The sequence below is a fragment of the Terriglobales bacterium genome (assembly GCA_035561515.1).
GTDB lineage: Bacteria > Acidobacteriota > Terriglobia > Terriglobales > Acidobacteriaceae > DATMXP01.
On sequence record DATMXP010000020.1, the window covers coordinates 13,147 to 33,166 of the forward strand.

The window sequence follows — 20,020 nt, forward strand, 5'->3', positions numbered from 1 at the left end:
ATTACCATTCCCCAAGCGTGATGGGCGAGTTGCCGGAACTCGGTCCTCCCAGCGTCAATCCCACCAGCTTTGGCTTCACTTCTTTGCGGAAGGTAAATGTTTGCGTACGGCTGAAGTCGTCCCCGCCCTGGAGTTTGCCATCCATGAGCACTTCCAGCTTGTGGTCTCCAGTAGCGACGTTGCCCACGTAGATCCTTTGCACTCCGCCCTTCCGCAGCGCCTCGAGTTCCTTCGCGCTATAGATATGGTGCGCGACCAGTTGGCCGTCGACCTGAAGCCTCACGCTATCCAGGCGCATCTGGTCACCTTTGCTTACAGCGACGAAGATCGCGACTTGTGTTCCTGACGGATAGAGCAGCTTCTCCTCAAGCCGGCTTAACTCCTGCGAAATATTGAGGACGTCTGACTTGATCTCTTGTACCTGTTCGTCGAGGCCCCTCATCTGCTGTTGATCGGAAGACGGACCTTTGTCGTCTCCCGGCATGGGGGCCGAATTCAATTCCGTCAGGAACAGAAACGGCAACGCCAGGATCAAAGCTCTCACCACCAATGAACGTGCACTATTTCTCATCTCGTGTTTTCCCCATGCTGCCGTGCAGATTGGAACGCCGGGTAGTTTTAAGCAGACTGGAGTTGGCAACAAGAGTACGCGGGGCCAGAGACCTCGCTACATCCGGGCCTTGATACCTTCGCGAGACGTACGAATTCGCAAACGTACACGGACCTCATGGGCACGACCGAAGGTAAGTAGCTGGCACGAATGATGACAGAAGTACGGTTCCTCTGGACTGGCTGGCCAGTGCGCCTTCTCGGTTGCCCTTTGGTCATGCTGCTATTTTTCCCCTCGGGCAATAACCTAACGCCGATGTCGATAGACCAGGTGATGCATGGATTGTCCTAAGTGCGGAAATCGAATCAGCACATATAGTCGTAAATGCGGTCTTTGCCTCGCGACGATTCCGCCCGCGCAGTACTTACTGGAAGAATCCGGAGTAGTGGAGCGTGCTGCTCCCGTCATTGCCGAAGAACGCCGATTCGACCGCACGGCCCCCCGGACCGCCAGATTGGGCGACCGACTGATCGCCGCTGCGCTCGACACCGTGATTGTGCTCGCCGCCATATCGTTGATCTGCGCTTGGACTTTCAGAAAGTGGGGCTTCACCAACGCGGACGGCCTTCACCTCACAGCCGCGTCACTCCTGGCTGCAGGCGCGCTAGGTATCACCTTTTCATTCGCCTATCTCTGGCTCTTTGAGGCGAGTGCCGGTGCCACTCTGGGCAAGATCATCGTCGGCATCCGTATTGCTCGCACTGCTGCTCATAGCTGCGTGGCCGCGTCTGCAATTCGTAACGCACTACGCCTCGTGGATGGAATTGGGTTCTACCTGGTAGGCGCTGTTTTCGCAGGATGTTCTCGGCTGCGTCAGCGGCTCGGGGACATTCTCGCGGGCACCATCGTTGTTGAAGCGAAATTCACTCCCATCGCCAAAGCGGCTGCCGTGGTGTTGTGGCTAAGTGCGCTTAGCGGCGCAGCCTGGGGATTGCCTCGAATTTGGTCGGCCACAGAACAATCCAGTCAGCCACCGCGTTATCTCGGCAGCACCGTGGTACAGCTCGGCTATACCGCGGATTCTGCCTACGTGAGCTCTTACAGGCTGCGAGTTGATTTCCGTCGCCAGTCTGCCACGCCGACTGATGTCACCGCTGTTGACTCCTCGCTGCGATAACAAAACTCCTCCGCATCTACTGGCTTCCCTGCACGCCACAATCCCACCAGCCACAGAGGATTCTTTTCGTGGCGATGCTTTCATCTATGCACATACGCTCCGTGTCACCAGCGTTGACATCGGCCACTTACCTTCGGTCGTGCCCATCAGGCCCGTGTACGTTTGCGAATTCGTACGTCTCGCGAAGGTATCAAGGACGTGCAGTAGTCGGGTCTCTGCACCCGCGTACTCTTGTTGACAAGGGCAGTCTGCTTAAAACTACGCCGCGTTCCAGATTGCACGGCTGCGTGGGAATTACACGGCACGGAAACACAGGCTGTTTGTCACTACGCGTCGTTCCAAACTACTGCACAGGAGTGAGCCATGACATTGAGGGAGTTACTGGGTAACGTCGGCGTATTCGGAGCCGCGGTGATGTTCTGCCTCGCAGCGCTGTCCATCTTCTCGCTGGGAGTGATCATCGACAAGCACCGGCGTTTCCGTACAGCCTGGCGCCAGTCGCAGACGTTCAAACCCGTGTTCAAGAAATTCGTTCATGAGGGAGATGTCCAGGAACTCATTGACGCGTTGCCGAAACACGAAAAGTCATACGTAGCCCAGGTAGTCTCGGCAGGCATTCTCGAATACGACGGTGTATGCAAAGCGGGCCGCGATCCCGTTGCCTCGCTCGAACTCGTTCAGAGTGCCCTTCGGGATTCCCTGTCGGAAACATTGATCCAGTTGAAATGGGGCCTCGGGTTGCTTGCCACAATCGGCTCTACGGCTCCGTTCATCGGCCTCTTCGGTACGGTCGTCGGAATCATCAATGCGTTCAAAAGCATCGCGGCTGCTGGATCCGGCGGCATGGCGGTGGTCTCGGGCGGTATCGCAGAAGCATTGGTTTCGACTGCTCTCGGTATCTTCGTCGCGATCCCGGCCGTCGTAGCGTTCAACCACTTCACCGGAAAGATCGAGAACTTCCACGTCGAGATGAACCGGGCCTCGTCACAGCTCGTGAACAGCTTGTTCAAAATGCCGGACCTGAAGATATCCGACGAAGAGACAGAGGAGGTGGAGAATGCGGCTCGGTGAAGCCACCAAGATGCAGGCGGCCATCAACATCACGCCGCTCGTCGACGTGGTGCTCGTGCTGCTGATCATCTTCATGGTCATGGCGCCGCAGATGCGCAAGGGACCTGAAGTGGAAGTGCCGAAGACGACGAAGCCAGCTGATCAGGGCGACGAGAGAGGCCGGATCCTGGTCTCCATCGACGACGCGGGCGGAATGTGGATTGACGATCAGCAAGTCACACCGCAGAACTTCGGCGAGGCACTTCGCGCTGCTGTCGGCACGCAGGAGAACCCGAGGGTGGTAGTTCGCGCCGATGCAAGGCTCAGGTTCCGTGAAGTCAGGCAAGCCATGATTGCGATCGAACAATCGGGCTTCCGCGGCGTGGGGCTGATTGCCAAGGGCAAAGAAGGCCGGGGAGGCCAATAGCATGCAGTTCAACAGAGACGATTCCGGCGCGGGTCTTCAGTCCGAGATCAACATTACTCCACTCGTGGACGTGGTGCTCGTGCTGCTGATCATCTTCATGGTTGTTGTGCCCTTGCTTATGCAGGGATATGACGTCCACATCCCGCGAACGTCCGGGGATGCCGTGGCGGCGCAAACTGCAGAATCGCGGCTGATCCTGAGCATTTTGCCCACGGACTGTCGAATTTTGACGCCTCCCGCAGGTGAGGGGCTCCCGGCGGACTGTCGCGTGACCCTTGCAGACAAGAACATCCCTGCGACCGAATTGCCAACTCGCGTTGCGGCATTCCTGGGAGGCCAGCCTCCCGAGAAGCGTGTGCTATTCCTGGCGGCTGATGATCGTCTGAACTACGAGGGAGTTTTACGAATCCTCGATCTGGCGAAATCGGGTGTCGAGGATTTGAAAATCGAATTTGTTACTACCCATTGAGGTGGTTGCTTGGTGACTAGCATGGAAAACGCAAGGAGCATGTCGAGAACATCCGGGGCGCCGTCGAGACGCAGCATGATGACGAGCCTCGCGTTCCATGTCATCGTGCTGGCCTTGCTGATGCTCGTGCCGGCGAAAGAACTGCTTCGCAGCGAGCCCTCGAACAGACAGGTCGACATCGTGTTCTATCGTCCGCCGAGTATTGAGGTCTCAACGCCGGTGGCTAAGATTCCGCTGCCAAAAGGCATGACTGCGGCCGGAGCTCCCGCGGGATCGCCTGCGCCCGCGCTTCACCCGAAACTCAACGCTCCTCCGGGACCCGATGGCCCCGGAAACCCTGAACTTCCGCCAGGTCCAGAGAAGGGCTTTACGGTTGAAGAACAGCGACAGCAGAAAGTGGGCAATGCCGGCATTCTGGCATTCAAGGACAAACTCGCGAGTCTGAGACAAGACAAGGTGGCGCCGCTCCTCGGAGCCGAAGCGCGTTATGGCGCAGCCGATGATGTAGGCAGGTCATCTTCACCTTCTGCGTTAGCGACCAATTCGCCTGGATCCAGCGGTGGTATCAACGTTGCCTCCTTGAATCGTCGTGTAGGAGGCGGTGGTGGTGGCGGTGGTGGTGGCGGCACCGGTCGTGGCGGATCCGGAGGAGGCAATGGTACGGGCCGTGGAGGCTGGGGCGGAGGCGATGGCACCGGAGGTGGTGGCCGGGTCAGCAGCCCAATCGCGTCAATCTCGGGCGGAGATCGTCCCAAGGCACGCAGTGGGCACGGACTTTCTCGCACCGACGAAGAAATCCAGATCGTGTTCGATCGCCACAAGGCGTCGTTCTACCGTCTGTACAACCGCGAACTGCGCAACAACCCCAGCTTGAAGGGCCAGATGATCCTGCGCCTCACCATCGAGCCGGACGGCAGCGTCTCTATGTGCGCTCTGCAATCCACGGATATGGATGCACCCGCGCTTGCAGACAAGGTTGTGGACCGCGTCAAGACAATCAACTTCGGCGCAAAGGAAGGCGTGCAGGCTGTGACGATCTCTTACCCGATCGACTTCCTGCCTGCCGGTTGATGACACGCAAGAGAGGTTATGGAATTGCGAAACTAACGTGATCTGATCAGTTGTTTCTTGTTGCGATTCTGAAAAAGGCAAAGCCATTCGAAAGATGGCCACGCAAAGTCACCGGTCTAACGGGCCAAGTGCCCTACGACGGCGGGACCGCCGGAATCCAGTCCACAACGTGGACTGCCCCGGTCCCTCCGTCAGCGAATTCGCCTGGTATTGGGAACGGAGGGCGTACATGAGTTCTGGCGACACAAACAATGTGAAGGTGGGCTTCGGCCGGATCGCCATCCTGCTGTTCGCCTTCGCAATGTCGCTGCTAAGCGCTACCGTGGCGCGGGCGGATGATTGCGTTAAGGATCGCGGCGGGATCATCGACGGGTTTGTCAATCCTGTTCCTCCGTCCCAGATTCAAATAGACGGCAACTGCACGATCAGAAACTTCCCTGCTTCCAACCCGCTAACCAGCAATATCAGCTTCTATACGCAACCGGGCCAGAATACTGACCGTTGGCTCATCATCTTCGATAACGTCGTCCACACCGGGCAGATGTCGTGCAACGCCGTTCAGGGTCACAAGATCTGGTTCACGAACGGCTCGTCGAGCAGCATCCATGAGAGCTGCCAGAACCTTCTCATTCCTGTCGAGAAAATCGATAAGCTGAACCCCGGACCCACCGCGACCATTGGTGTCCCCTTCACGTATACGCTGAGGATCCCCGTTTTATTCGATCCGGCCACTGGCAACGTCATCAACAACAGCGGGTCGCCCAACGACCTGCACGGCATCACGGTCACGGACGACCTGAACGCGACCGGCGTGGACCTCACTTATGTGAGCCACACGGTTACCTGGGTCGACGACGGGACAGCGGTTCCACACACCTTTACGAATGTCGGCGGTGTGCTCACGTTTGACAACTTCCCAATCGTCCCGGCTGGTCGGCAGTTTGCCATCAAAGTCACTGTCGTCCTCAACGACACGCCAACAAACGTCGTCGGAAAGACGTTTATTAACACCGCCAAGTGGGATTTCGGACGTTTGATCGATGGGGTGTTCTACGAGCCTCTGCCCGGCGAATGGGGTGTCACCCCACCCATGACCATCGCCGCGCCGCAACTCGTGGTCACGAAGTCAGGACCGGCCACGATGAATTTGGGCCAGTGGGGCGACTTCGCCATTGACGTACAAAACACCGGTCTCACCATCGCCTGGAACGCCACTATTCGCGACATCCTGCCGGACGGCACCACCGGTGGCATGTGCGCTGTGGCGCCTGAGATCGTTAGCGCTCGTGTTTTCGCCGCAGACGGCGTAACCGCTGTACCCGGAAAAGGCGCTCTCAACCAGGGCAGCGATTATCAGCTTAGTTTCAGTCCCGCACCCGCATGTCGGTTGGACATCACCACACTTACGGCTGCCGCTTCGATCGGCCCAAACGAGCGACTGATCATTCGGTATCGGACTCGACTCGACAGCGATACCCAGAATAACGTCGCTTTGACCAACGTTGCCGGAGCCATTCAATGGTTCAATGGCGATAACGGCAATCCCGACCGCGTATCCTACGTTCGGACCTTAACCGACGGCACGGTTGGCACTCTGGACTTCCAGGACGCTCACACCGTAAACGTCTCGCTCACCGGATATTTCTTTGAAAAAACGGTCGCGGACGTGACGACCAGCGTCAATCCCGCTGCAACCGCCGCTCCGGGCGACACGCTGCGTTACACCCTTCGTTTCCGAACTACCAATCAGCCGCTGAGTAATTTCAGCATCCACGACGAAATGGACGCGCTCAACTCGCTGCCGACTTTTGTGCCCGGCAGCTTGACGCTCGTCGCCTATCCTGCCGGCGCCAACATCACCGGCACCAGCGGCACGGGGGGAGTAAAAGGCACCGGCGTCCTGGATATCCGCAACTTGAACCTGCCCGCCAACAGCGAGGCAGTCATTCAGCTCGATATCAAACTCGGATCGGCACTCGCCAACAGGACGGTTGTAACCAATCAGGCTGCACTCCACCTGGCTGATAACACGGTATTCGCCTTGAGCGATGATCCTAACGTCAATGGCACGGCAAACCCAGACGTCACGGGCGACGAAGATCCCACGAGAATCACGATCGCGTCTTCGGCTCTGTTTTTGGTGAAGAAGACCTCCACTGACCTGACGAGCGATCCGAACGTGCTGCTTGCCGGTGAAACCCTGCACTACACCATCACCGTGAAGAATATCGGCAACGCGAACGCCACAAACGTGGTGTTGCGAGACCTGGTTCCGGCGAGCACAACCTATGTGGCAGGCAGTACCACGCTGAACGGAGTGGCTGTTTCGGATTCCGGTGGCCTTTCGCCACTCGTGAATGGAATGAAGATCAACTCGCCGGCCGATGCCACTCCGGGGTCCATGCCCGCTGATCCGTCGACCAGCCAGGCTAATGTCGCAACGATCACATTTAACGTCGTCGTGAATGCGAACGTGGTCAACGGCACTGTGATCTCGAACCAGGGCTTTGTCACAGCGGTTGACAACGCAATCGTGGACTTCCCTTCCGACGACCCGGACACTCCCATTGCTAACGACCCGACACGCGACATCGTCGGTAATCTGCCTCTCCTCTACGCAGAAAAGCGCGTGACTCTCGTCATCGATAACGGTTCCCCGGGTATCGTGGATCCGGGCGATGTACTGCGCTACACGATCACCGTCCAAAACTCTGCGGCGATTCCGGCTACAGGCGTTGTCCTTCGCGACGCCGTTCCGGCGAATACTACCTACGTTGCGAATTCAACATTGCTCAATGCACTGCCCGTTCGTCAGCCGGATGGCGGTGTTTCCCCGCTCGCCTCAGGCATCGACATCAGTTCCTCGAATTTAACGCCGCCTCTGCCAGGTCCGAGTGCCGGAACCATCTCGCCCGGACAAAAAGCAGTTCTCCAGTTCGATCTCCGCGTCAACGACGGTACGCCTGCAGGAACGGTAATCAGCAACCAGGCTGTGGTCGATAGCGTTGAAGTGCCCGATCTCTTAACCGATGGCGACGGGAATCCGGCGACGGGTCCCGAGCCAACCGTCGTGGTCGTAGGTGCTGGACAACAGCTTTCCATTACGAAACAGGTTGCCGTGGTTGGCGGCGGTGCTGCGCTTCCGGGTGCACAGCTTGAATACGTCGTACGGGTGACGAACATTGCCGCGGTACCCGCCGTCAACGTAGTGATTACCGACGATCTCAATGCATCGCAGCCCGGCCAGCTTACTTACGTGAACGGGTCGGCGACACTGAATGGAGCTACTGCTGGAGTTTCGTTCTCCGGATCAACCATTACGGCTGACTATGGCTCGGCCACTGGTCCACTCGCTCCCGGGGAAACAGCGGTGCTCAGGTTCCGTGCCACTCTTGCGAGTGGAGCGGTGGAAGGAGCAGTTGTCACGAACACGGGCGTCGTCACCTGGAACACCCCGGCGATGACCGCCAGTGCCAGTGCAACATTTGTCGTCGGTGGGATTCCCGGCTTCGCTGCTCTGAATGGCTCCGCATGGCGCGATTCTAACTTCGACAAGATCCACGATTCCGGTGAGCGCGCGCTTGCTGGTTGGTCAGTAGACCTGTACCGCGACGGCCGACTGCTGCACACGGCAGTAACGGAAGCAGACGGCTCCTATCGAATCGTCGGAATTGAACCAAATGATGGCGCGAGCAGTCGCTACGAGTTGCGCTTCCGCGCCCCTGGCGCCGGATCGAACTCCGCAGCACTGGGCGTACCTACTTCGCCCTTCACGAACGCACCGCAGCGGATCAGCAACATCGTGGTTTCATCCGGCGCCAATTTGCAGGGCTTAAACCTGCCAATTACTCCGAATGGAGTCGTGTACAACTCGATGTCGCGCACGCCAATCGCCGGTGTAATTCTCACCTTGCGGAATGCTGGTAGTGGCGCGTCCTTGCCTGCTGCCTGTTTCGATGATGTCGCTCAGCAGGGGCAGCTTACGCTGGCGGACGGTTTCTACAAGTTCGACGTCAACTTCAGCGATCCGGCCTGCCCCAGCGGTGGAAACTACCTCATCGAGATTACGGCGCCTGCTGGATCCACTTTTGTAAGAGGCTATTCGCAAATCATTCCGCCGAAATCTGACGCAACGACTGCGGCGTTCTCCGTGCCGGCCTGCCTGGGCAGTGCGGATGACACAATTCCTGTCACTTCTCTCTTCTGCGAAGTGCAGCCTTCCGACTCGGCCCCGAGTGCAGCGGTTGCGCCTCGTAGTGCCGGGACGGTCTACCACGTTAACGTGAAGCTGGACGGCAGCCAGATGCCCGGCACAAGCCAGATCTTCAACAACCACATACCGCTTGACCCGCAACTCACTGGGTCACTCGCACTCTCGAAGACCACACCCCTGCTCAACGTGAACCGTGGGCAGATGGTCCCATACACGATTACGTTGAATAACGTTGCCGGAATGACGCTCACGGATGTGAGCATCGTGGACCGTTTGCCCGCGGGTTTTACTTACGTTGAAGGCTCTGCTGTTCTCGATGGCGTACCAACGCAACCTTCGGTCGCGGGCCGCACGCTTAGTTGGAGCGGGGTAACGGTTGCAGCAACCCAGGTCCGAACGGTGAAGCTGTTGCTGGCCGTGGGTGCCGGTGTATCGGAAGGCGAATACGTGAATCGCGCGCAGGCGTTGAACGTCCTGACTGGCAATGCCATGTCGGGCGAAGCGACCGCCACTGTGCGTGTCGTGCCGGATCCTACATTTGATTGCACCGACGTGATCGGCAAGGTTTTCAACGACGTCAATCGCAATGGTGTGCAGGACAACGGAGAAGAAGGCTTGCCCGCTGTTCGTGTCGTTACGGCTCGCGGTCTGCAGGCGACTACCGATCGTTACGGCCGCTACCACATCACCTGTGCACTTACACCAGATGAGTACCGCGGCAGCAACTTTGTGCTCAAGCTGGACGACCGGACACTCCCGAGCGGATTCCGTATGTCGAGTGACCCGGTGCAGATTAAACACGCCACTCGCGGCAAAATCTTGAAGTTCAACTTCGCTGCGTCGCTCCATCGCGTGGTCGGTATCGACCTCTCTGACGCGGTGTTTGAGCCGGGCAAAACCGAAATTCGCGCTCAATGGCGTCCTCGACTGGACCTGCTTCTCGGTGAACTTCGCAAGTCGCCTTCGGTGCTTCGCTTGTCCTACATCGCGGATATCGAAGATGAGGCCCTTGTGGGACAGCGAGTGGAAGCGATCAAGCGCCAGTTGACCGGCGCCTGGGATTCGACGAGCAAGAGCTACGTACTCACGATCGAGCCGGAAGTCTTCTGGCGTCGGGGTGCTCCACCTAGGAAGCCCGAAATGCGTGCGCCGGAGAGCAGGTGAACACAATGACCAAGTCCCATCATCTATCGCTGATCGTCGGATTCCTGATGATGACCGCCTCTTTGGGCGCCGGTCAGGTCACCATGCTGAAGCCGGGCCAGCCGGTCGAGCGGCATCTCTCTCCAGACCAGACGCCCCGGGAGTGGTCTCAGGCCCCAAGTCCAACGGCTGACCTCAAGCGGATCAAGGTGTGTCGCGTGGAAACTGTCTGCAAGATGCAGTTCCGCGAAGGCCAAACACCACGTACGCGAGTCCGGAACCTGGTCGTGCCCCTGCGTTACGAGAACGAGAACATTTCTCTTCCCGACAATTTTACTAAGCAACTCCGCCATGCGCTCGACAACCTGAAGGATAAAAAGGGTGTCACCGCTCGTTTTATCGGCTACACCGACGACAAGCCCCTGACCGGCCGCGACGAGCAGACGTACGGAGACCATCTTTCGTTGTCCAAGGCAAGGGCGTACCGTGTTGCACTCGCTGCTCAGGAGACCCTGGGACTGTCTTCCTCGGCGGTCGAAAGCGAGGGTCGCGGTGCATCACAACCCATCGCTTCCAACGACACCCCGCAGGGACGCGCGCTGAACCGGCGCGTTGAGGTGGAATTCTGGTACGACGATCCTCTTCAGAACTTGCCGGAAGAGCCACAACTCTGTCCGGGCGATGGCACCGAGGAAATGTCGACCAAGATTTACGATCCGCCGTGGGGCAGCCTCCCGACGCTTAAGCTTGAGAACGGCCAGCCGATCATTCCGCCCGGATACGCGGCCGAACTTCATCGCGCCCTGGCTGATGTTGCAGAACGGAAGAATGCCCGGTTGCGGTTCATCGGCTACACGAAAGACGAACGACTGGATCGTCGCACAGCCTCCGTGTACGGCGACGACATAGGTCTTTCCGCGGCACGCGCGCGCCGCACCATGGAAACTGTAATGCAGGATCCCGCGCTATCGGGGGCTCGCGCCGAGCACGAGGGTCGTGGCTACGTTCAATCGGACGACGTCGTGAATATCGGCTTCACGCAGGGCGAAGATTCATTCGTCAGAGTACAGGTCGTCTATGACGAACCGCTTGCGCTGGACGATCATGAGGGCGTCGATGTAAACCGCCTGACTCGTGAGATCAGTCCCAAGAGCCCTTATGAACTCAACGTGATGCACATTACCGTCGATGGCAAACCCATTGACGATCCCGGCCGCAGTTCGTCCGACATTCAGCGTTGTACCGACGTGGCGCTCGACAAAGCCAATATCCAGCTTCGTTACGACAATCTTGAGTCACGGCCGCGACTCGGTGTCGCAGCGCATCCGGTCGCGCTCGCGGTAGCCGACATCGACGGCTCCCCTGCTGCTTCCACGGTTTATTTCCGGATGTACACCAACTACGCAGCGTTCATAAGGCGGGCCGAAATTCGAATCTTCGAGCAAGACCAGTCACTTCAGGCGAAACCGGTCGAGGTCATCGATATCGACGATACCGGCTTTGCAAAGTGGCGCGCGTCGGCAGAAATTCTCGCCGGCCCCGCACGTGAACTGAAGTATCTGTTGCGCGCTTATGATGCAAAGGGAAACTTTGATGAAACCAGCGCACGGCCACTGCTGATTTACCGTGAGTCGTCGCCTGCAAAACTCCTTGCGTCCGACGGACCTCCGCCCGTCGAGTTACTGGCGGCCTACGGCGATAACGATCTCGTCCGCCACCAGATACCTCTCGGCAGCGGCACCGTAGACGTTCAGGGTACTGGGGTACCTGCCGGGCATACCGTGTGGGTAGCTGGCCGCCCCGTCCCGGTCGACGGCAAGGGCAGCTTCATCGCCGAGGAGATCCTTCCTTCAGGAACACATACGGTGGAAGTGGCAGTGCTCGACGATGCGGGTAACGGCTCGCTCTATCTTCGTGACTTGGAGTTCAAGCGCAAAGATCTGTTCTATCTGGGTGTCGCCGACATCACGCTATCCGACAATCGGGGCAACGGCGCAATTGGGCAGTTCCAGGGTGACAATCCTCGCCAACCCTACGACTCTTCTTTCGGCGGCCGCCTGGCGTTCTTCGTAAACGGCAAGGTCACGGAGCATTGGAAGATGACCGCAAGCGCCGACACTCGGGAAGGCCCGATCAAGGATTTGTTCAGCAATTTCCTAGACAAGTCGCCCGAGTCACTGTTTCGACGCATCGATCCCGATTACTACTATCCGACCTTCGGCGACGATGGCGTCGTTAGAGAAATGGCGCCAACGCTTGGCAAGTTCTACATGAAAGCGAGTCATGGTCAGAACTACGGAATGTGGGGCAACTTCAAGGTCGGTTATACGGGCAACGAACTTGCTCACGTAGATCGCGGGCTTTACGGTGCCAACGCACACTTCGGTTCGGAAGTCACAACGAAGTTTGGCGAGCAGCGGATCGGTATCGACGGGTTTGCTGGTGCTCCTGGAACCATGCCAAGTTATGAGGAATTCCGCGGAACCGGAGGGTCGCTCTACTTTCTACGTCACCAGGACATCCTCACGGGGTCGGAGCGGGTGCGAGTTGAAATCCGCGACAAGGCTTCAGGCATTGTTACCGGTGTGGTTAACCTTCGGGAGAACATCGACTACGACTTCGACTACTTGCAGGGTCGCGTGATGCTTTCGCAACCACTGTCATCAACTGCCGATGACAACCTGCTCGTTCGTAGTACGGGTTTGAGTGGCGACGAAGCCTATCTCGTCGTCCGGTATGAATACACACCCGGTTTCGACAGTCTGGATGCGGTTGCTACCGGCGGCCAGGGCCATTTCTGGGTCAATGACCACCTGCGACTCGGTCTTACCGCGAACTCCAATCAGGGCGATGCTGACAGCAGCCTTGGGGCTGCGGATCTGACACTCCGTATGAGCACCGACACCTGGTTCAAGATGCAAACAGGCCGAAGCCAGGGTCTGCTTTCCAGCCAGTTGCGTTCCGACGATGGTGGATTTGGGTTCCGTGGCTACAACGACCTTTCCTTCGCCGACACAAATGCCATGGCCTATCGTGCAGACATTAGCGTCGGCATCGGCGATCTGCTAAAAGGCCGTAGGGGGCGGCTTACCTTCTATATGCAGAATCTTGGTGCCGGATACTCGGCTCCGGGCCAGGCAACTATCAAGGACACTGAGTATTTCGGCGGCACTTTCCGGATGCCCGTAACCAAGCGCCTGACTCTAGCGGCGAAGGGTGATCAGCGGACCGAAGATTTAGGACTCGAAACCCGGGCTATTGAGCTCAACGCTGTTTCTAAGCTGACCGACAGGTGGAGCGTCAGTGGTGGAATGCGTAACGATTTGCGCAGAGACCTCTCTTTGATCATCCCACTTACGCAGGAGCAGGGCGAGCGCACGGATGCGGTCGTACAGGTCGCCTTTGATCACAGCGCCTTGTGGCGTGCCTATGGCTTCGTTCAGAACACGATTGCCTCAACCGGCGCGCGTCAGGACAACGGACGCATCGGCGTGGGTGGCTCATATCGTCCGGCAGAACGTTTCAAGATTGACGCTGAAGTTTCTGACGGCGACCTTGGGTTCGGCGGCAGAATCGGCACGAACTATCTCTACTCCGAGCGCACCAACCTCTACCTTAATTACGCGTTAGAGAATGAGCGTACCGACAACGGCCGGGAAGTCCGTCGCGGTAACTTGGTCTCGGGCGCGAAGCGTAGGCTCTCGGATACGTCCAGCGTCTACATGGAAGAGCGCTACCAAGACCACGGCTCGCTAGCCGGCCTAACCCACGCCACGGGTATCAACCTCGTTGCGGGAGAACGCTGGAATTTCGGAGCGAATACCGAAGTCGGCAGGTTACGCGACTCCATCAGCGGTGCCGAAACCAATCGCAAGGCTACGGGAGTTCGCCTTGGCTTTGGCCAGGACACACTGCAATTCTCAAGCGCGATTGAGTACCGCCGCGACAATGCCGAGCAACTCGACCTCACTCATACCCAAAGAATCGCATGGCTGTTCCGGAATAACTTCAAGTTCGCCGTGACTCCGGACTGGCGCATCCTCGGAAAGCTGAACCACTCTCTCAGCAACAGTTCCCTCGGCGAGTATTACGATGGCGGGTACACCGAGGCGGTGGTAGGGTACGCGTATCGTCCGGTCCGGAATGACCGGTTAAGTGCCCTCGTAAAATACACGTACTTCTACAACATCCCGAGTTCTGATCAACTGACGCTTCAGAACGTGTTAGCCGACTACATCCAGAAGAGTCACGTTGCGGCTCTGGATCTTACCTTCGATGTCACCGCGAACTGGTCCGTAGGGGGCAAGTACGCCTACCGCGTGGGACAGGTGAGCCTTGACCGCAACCAGCGGAACTTCTTCGACAGCGCCGCCCAGCTCTCCGTTTTGCGCGTGGACTGGCGTTTCCGCAAGAACTGGGAAAGCATGGCCGAGGTACGGATGCTCGGTCTGCCTGACGTCAACCAACGCCGCCGCGGTGCGCTGGCCGCCGTGTATCGATATTTTGGCAAGACCATGAAGATCGGCGCCGGTTACAACTTCACCGATTTCTCTGACGACCTCACCGACATGAAATACGACCACAAGGGCGTGTTCCTCAACTTCGTGGGGACGAAGTAGCCGCCCGTATCCGACGATGGGCTCGATGAAAGAGTTTTCTTTGTTTCCTCCTTCTCTCAGTTGAAGTTCTTGCGCCTGAGAGTCCACTCGGAATCGGAACACAGTCCGCACTTCTCGCCCGTGAACACGGCGGCGGCCTTCTTGTCGTGTTTCAGTTGCCAATTGAGCCACGCAACCATCACGTCGGCGAATTTGCCCCCGTGCGGCTGAATGCTGGTTCCACCATGGCCGACGTTGATGTCGGCGCGGAAAAGCGGTATGTGGTTAATATCGGTGTAGTCCAGATCGGCGTTGTTGTAGGCAATGTCGGTAGGGCCGCCAATGATGTAAATCACCGGCGTGTGCAGCTTCTTCAGCGATTCGGTCTTTGCAGCCGGAAGAGTGATGCTGGGCGGAAGCTTGCTCGTGTCGCGAATGATGCCGGTGTTCAGCAGCAGCGCTGTCTTTACGCGCGGGTCGGCTGCGGCCTCGATTGCTTGAAGTCCACCGCAAGAGGTTCCCGATACACCAATCTCGTCTGTGGCGATCTTGTTCTTGTAGGGGCTTCCGGACGTCGAGTTTTGTTTGATGGCCCAATCAATGGCTTCATTGAGTTGACTGGATTTGGTTGGTTTGCGAGTAATCGGATTCATAGGAGGAGGCTCTCCCGCCGGCGGACCGGGTTTCTCGCCCTTCGCTTGTGCTTCCCGCATTTTGGCGAGTAAGGTCGTGAAGTTTGGATCGATCGGGCCTATCGCAACGACGAGATAACCGTGCGAAGCGATCTCCGACAGATATGGCTCGGTGGAATTGCCTGCATTCAAGCAAGCGCCATTTCCCCAAGCGAGAATCGGAAGCTTCTCTTTGACTGCAGAGACGTTTTCAGGATGGTAGACGGTGAAACCAGGAAGAGAATGGTCCTCTTCCATAACCACCTTGTAGGGTCCGGTAGTGTCGTGCGTGGTTTGGGCGTTGACGATGATGGCAGAAGCAGTAATAAGGATGACCGCAGCAGCACAGGCCCTTAGTCCTTTGTACATGACTTTCCTCTCTCCCTTACTGGGCGGCTGAAGATTGTGCGAGCCTCTAGTCGCGAACTATCGAAATAGTCTCGGCGCAAAATCGGCAAGATACTTCCGCCAGACGGTCCAATTGTGGGAGCCCCCGGTTTCTACCCAGACATGCTTGATTCCGGCTTTCTCAAATTCTTCGTGTGTCTGCTTTACAGGTTTGAGGAGGAAGTCCTCGCTCCCAATCCCAATCCAAATCAGTTTGTAGAGTTTGTTCACCTTGGCCGCGTCTGACAGGGCTCCGTCATAATCCGTCTTTGTGTTGGTTACGGCGATTGCCGGACTGAACGCACCAAGATACGCAAACAGCTCGGGATGATTGAATCCGATACGAAACGCTTCGCCGCCACCCATGGACAGTCCCGCAAGCGCCCGGTTGTCCCGGTTCGGGATCGTACGGAAAGTCGCGTCGATGAACGGTATCAGGTCCTTAGAAACGATTCTGTCAAACGCCTCGTACTTCATTTCCATGATTCCGAGTGGCCGAGAAGGAGATGTTGCTCCGGGGGCCGGCTTCGGTGGTGGGCCAATCTGGAGCGGAGCCCCGGTCATCCCGTCTTCGTTGACGATGATCATGGGCTTCGCTTTGTCGGCAGCGATCAGGTTGTCGAGGATGAAGTTCTCACGCCCCTGGAGGCTCCAACCTGCTTCGTCTTCCCCATGCCCATGCTGGAGATATAGGACGGGATAACGCGTTTTAGTTCCATCGTAGCCCGGCGGCGTGTACACAAAAATCCTTCTGTACTCGCCGGTCGAGTTGGATTTGTACCACAGCATTCGTACCTGTCCGTGCGGCACATCTTTAATGGCAACAAAGTCCGATTCCGGCCCGGGAACTTCCAGGATGTTGGTCTCTTTATTCGCGGCAATCGCGGTCTTGCTCCCTGGGTCGATGGACGTGAAACCGTCGACAGAAACGCCGTAATAATAGAGCCCAGGTGTGAGTGGCTTCGTCGTGAGTTCCCAGTAGCCGTTGTCCCCCTTAGTCATGTCAACCGGCTGGAAGCTCAGGAGCAGTTTCACTTTCTCGGCTTGCTCGGCCTTTATGCGGAAGGTGACGCTCATGTCGCTATTGATGCGTGGATATTCCGCTCCCCGAACGTTAGTGGGCGCTGGGCCCGGCTTGAATGCCTGTGCAAAGCAGGTGCTGCAGATGGTCAGTATGAAAAGAACGCGTAGGATCTTCAATCTAATCTCCTCCTGAACATGGGCCGGCGAAACTTCAGTAAGCTGACAGAGGCACTCGACCGTACCACGTACCCTGAAATCCAGAACGGTTGTCGCCCCACACGGCATGCAGATATTGCGTATCGACTTCGACGGTCGAAAGATCGTCGCCGAAGAGGAAGTTCCCTCTTTCTGTGATGTAGTCCGGCGATACTGCATGGCTGACCCGCACCGTTTTGAAAGTGTGGTCGCCATCGCGAGACGCCGCCGACCACAGGTCGAAACTCCTGTCTTCGCGCATGGCTTTCCAAATAAGCCCGAGGTCGCCTTTCGGCGAGTACTTCATTGAACGGTGGCCGAAATGTATACCCTGCGCCACTTCGGCAGCAACGACCGGCGCAAGCCAGGTTTTGCCGCCATCTTCCGTGAGAGTGATCATGATTTTCTTTCCAGCTGTGCGGGCGATCGCATAACGACCTTCTTTTGAAGGATCGGCAGAAATCATTACTCCCGCGAATGCCATGAAGGGAGAATCGTTCCTGGTCAACTCAGCCGGTAGCGGCGGCACAACAGAGTAATGAAATGTTTTTCCATCATCTGTACTCGTGCCGAAGATGGTGCATGGACAGGTTGCATTGGCGATGGCAGGCACTTTGGTCGCGGTATAAGCAACAACCAGTTTTCCGTGCGCTGCACTGAATATTTGGCCGAATCCCGAGCCTGGATACTCGTCGCTGTCGATCGGATACATGGGAATATCCCAGGTCCGGCCTTTGTCGTGCGACGCCCGCAAAAACGTACGGAATCGAACGTTTGACGGGCGGCCATTCGGATCCGTGGAAGCTGGACCCTTAGCCGAAGCGTCGGTCAATACGGCGCCGCTGCCGCTAATGTAGATCGTTCCAGTCGTTGCGTCGGCGACGAAGAATGGGCGATCCCAGGGCGAAGCGCCCTGAAATACAGGATGAACGCTTGGAGGATAGAGCTGTGGCGAGTTCGCCGGATGAACCCACACCGGATCACTCCAGGTCTTGCCCTTATCTGTTGACCAGGCGATGGCCGAACCGCCGTGATATACGTTCGCTTCACCGTTCGGTGAATGCCCCGACTCGTAGTCTGCGGCTCCGAGATTCAAGTACGCCAGACAGCCCATGTAAAGCGTTCCGTCCGGTCCGGCGCCAGAGAAAGAATCGCTACACCGATTCTTTTTGAAGAACTTGCGGAAGTTGTCTTCGCTGAAGCTCCAGGTTTTTCCGCCATCCTGCGTAACCGCGATATCGGTGCGAGAACCATCGGGAACGGAAAGTTCCTTGATGCGCAGTTCAGTGGCGGCTGGATTAATTTTCGGCGGACCGCCTGGATTAAACCGTTGAATTGGCACTTCGCCGGTAGGCAAACGATTCAACGTGGCCATCGCTGCCACGATGATGTTGTTTGGATCCTTCGGATTGACAAAGATGATAGGTTCGCCGGCACCGCGGTTTACATCTCCGAGCAGCAGATACTCGTCCGAAACGGGGGCAGCCGCCTTCGTCTCGCTTTGTGAGTACAGGAGAGTGGTTGAGGTGAAGCACACCGCTGCCAACGTCATTGCCGAAAATAAAGTGCGAATCTGCATAGCTCCCCTTTTTTGCTTTCGTTCCGATGCCTGATTTGGCTTTTGTTGTCTCTCACATCCGGAACCAGTCCAGATTAAACGCGTCCGCCATGGCTTGATTTCCAGCGTCGTTCGGATGAATGTGATCGCCCGGGTTGAACTCCTCTTTTAGCCGAACGGGGCGTTTGGGGTCTTTTGTAATCGCATCAAAATCCACGACCGCATCGAAGTTACCCTTTTCTCGGATCCATTGATTCACGGCTTGGCGAACCTGCTCGCCTCGTTCTGTATAGGTCGGAACTCCTTCTTGCGGCATGATCGTGGCGCCAATCACCTTTATATTGTGCAAGTGGCAGCGGTCGATGATCTGACGGTAACCCCAAATGAGTTGCTCGGCAGTCAGCGCCTCCGGGCCATCGCTTCTACCCCAAAGGTTGATGTCGTTGATTCCCTCAAGAAGGATTACCCATTTCACGCCGGGACGGCTTAACACGTCTCGATCAATCCGGGCGAGAGCACTCAAGCCTGCGCCGTCGCGAAGCACCTGGTTGCCGGATATTCCCTGGTTGACTACGGCGATGTTCCGCGTTCGCTTGTTCGCACTCAATCGCTTCGCGAGCAGAAACGGCCAGGCGCGGTCGGCGTCCCGAGTAGTTCCGTACCCATCGGTAATGGAATCACCCAATGCAACAACGGTGTAGGCGTCCGGTGGTGCGACCACGTCCACGCCCGAAAGCCACACATAAGCGAACATCGTGGAAGCGTTGGGCATGGAGACCGATCCCGTGACATCGCCTTTCGCGATGTAGGCGGTATGCAAGCCGAGCATGTGATTCGTCGGAGCACCTGTGTCATGTGGCAAATACAGCGACACGGCAAACTCACTCAGCGCCGGCAGGTCGAGATCCACGGGATCGCTTACAACGAGTACTCCGGGCGGGATCGTGAATGACTTGCTTCCGCCGAATGTCAGCATTCGATCTGTTCCTTGAACGATCTCGCCGCCGCCTTTGTGGATCGCAATGTGTGCGGCCCCGACTTGGAGCGGTTCAGCATTCAGCATGTTCGATAGCTCAACCCGAACCCGACGACCACCAACGGTGGTACGAGCGAGCATACGCACAGTTTCATCTTCAAACTTTTGCGGCAGATTCGATGCCATTGGGCCGCTTCGCGGCGGTGGTGGAGTGTGAGGACGTTCTGCTTTCGCATCCGGCGATGAAGTTCCGGGAGGAGGAACGGTCGAGGTCTTCTCCGACGTCTGAGGTCGTGGCATATTCGGCGGCATGCGAAAAACCATGGGCGTCAATAACTGCGAGGTAGCCCAGGTCGCGATCCAGTGATCGCCCGAACTATTTTGCTTTGGCTTGTCTGCCGATACAGCAAACAACGAGGTACAAACGATCGCGACCGCTATGATCGAGGTCCACAGTTTTCTACGCACTTTCAGTTCCTCCCACTAGCGCCCTCGCGGTGAAACCGTGCCGA

12 protein-coding genes and 1 riboswitch are annotated in these 20,020 nt (G+C 57.4%); of the genes, 7 read left to right on the forward strand and 5 right to left on the reverse strand.

What is annotated here, in order from left to right:
* Position 1: 1 nt before the first annotated feature.
* Entirely contained in the window at positions 2-571 is a 570-nt protein-coding gene (locus tag VN577_08830) for a hypothetical protein (protein HWR14920.1), read from the reverse strand.
* A 316-nt stretch (positions 572-887) separates the two neighbouring features.
* Here VN577_08830 and VN577_08835 point away from each other — a divergent pair, with 316 nt between their 5' ends.
* The 7 genes from VN577_08835 to VN577_08865 all read left to right on the forward strand — a co-directional run bounded on the left by VN577_08835 (position 888) and on the right by VN577_08865 (position 14,719).
* A complete protein-coding gene (locus VN577_08835) occupies positions 888-1,727 on the forward strand; it encodes an RDD family protein (protein ID HWR14921.1) in 840 nt (279 codons plus the stop codon).
* Between the two features lie 363 nt (positions 1,728-2,090).
* On the forward strand, positions 2,091-2,798 hold the full coding sequence (locus tag VN577_08840; protein HWR14922.1) for a MotA/TolQ/ExbB proton channel family protein: 708 nt from the start codon (positions 2,091-2,093) through the stop codon (positions 2,796-2,798).
* Entirely contained in the window at positions 2,785-3,204 is a 420-nt protein-coding gene (locus VN577_08845; protein ID HWR14923.1) for a biopolymer transporter ExbD, read from the forward strand. The genes VN577_08840 and VN577_08845 overlap by 14 nt, the downstream gene beginning before the upstream one ends.
* Position 3,205: 1 nt before the next feature.
* On the forward strand, positions 3,206-3,673 hold the full coding sequence (locus tag VN577_08850) for a biopolymer transporter ExbD (protein HWR14924.1): 468 nt from the start codon (positions 3,206-3,208) through the stop codon (positions 3,671-3,673).
* Positions 3,674-3,748: 75 nt separating this feature from the next.
* The gene (locus tag VN577_08855) at positions 3,749-4,744 is read left to right on the forward strand and encodes an AgmX/PglI C-terminal domain-containing protein (protein HWR14925.1); all 996 of its coding nucleotides are present in this window, start codon (positions 3,749-3,751) and stop codon (positions 4,742-4,744) included.
* Positions 4,745-4,810: 66 nt separating this feature from the next.
* A riboswitch (cyclic di-GMP riboswitch) is annotated at positions 4,811-4,899 on the forward strand.
* A gap of 74 nt (positions 4,900-4,973) precedes the next feature.
* Complete coding sequence (locus tag VN577_08860; protein HWR14926.1) at positions 4,974-10,121, forward strand: hypothetical protein; 5,148 nt, start codon at positions 4,974-4,976, stop codon at positions 10,119-10,121.
* Positions 10,122-10,126: 5 nt separating this feature from the next.
* Positions 10,127-14,719 (forward strand): OmpA family protein, encoded by a 4,593-nt coding sequence (locus tag VN577_08865; protein HWR14927.1) that lies wholly within the window; start codon positions 10,127-10,129, stop codon positions 14,717-14,719.
* 56 nt (positions 14,720-14,775) lie between these two features.
* On the opposite strand, the gene VN577_08870 is transcribed toward VN577_08865, so the two are convergent.
* From VN577_08870 to VN577_08885, 4 genes are read right to left on the reverse strand one after another with little or no spacing between them, the layout of a single operon-like run.
* Positions 14,776-15,738 carry a hypothetical protein gene (locus tag VN577_08870; GenBank protein HWR14928.1) on the reverse strand — a complete coding sequence of 321 codons (963 nt, stop codon included), beginning with the start codon at positions 15,736-15,738 and terminating at the stop codon, positions 14,776-14,778.
* Positions 15,739-15,795: 57 nt separating this feature from the next.
* A complete protein-coding gene (locus VN577_08875; GenBank protein HWR14929.1) occupies positions 15,796-16,956 on the reverse strand; it encodes an alpha/beta hydrolase-fold protein in 1,161 nt (386 codons plus the stop codon).
* A 34-nt stretch (positions 16,957-16,990) separates the two neighbouring features.
* Positions 16,991-18,553: a sialidase family protein gene (locus tag VN577_08880; GenBank protein ID HWR14930.1), complete on the reverse strand. Its 1,563-nt coding sequence runs from the start codon at positions 18,551-18,553 to the stop codon at positions 16,991-16,993.
* Positions 18,554-18,605: 52 nt separating this feature from the next.
* The gene (locus tag VN577_08885) at positions 18,606-19,976 is read right to left on the reverse strand and encodes a GDSL-type esterase/lipase family protein (protein ID HWR14931.1); all 1,371 of its coding nucleotides are present in this window, start codon (positions 19,974-19,976) and stop codon (positions 18,606-18,608) included.
* Positions 19,977-20,020 lie beyond the last annotated feature (44 nt).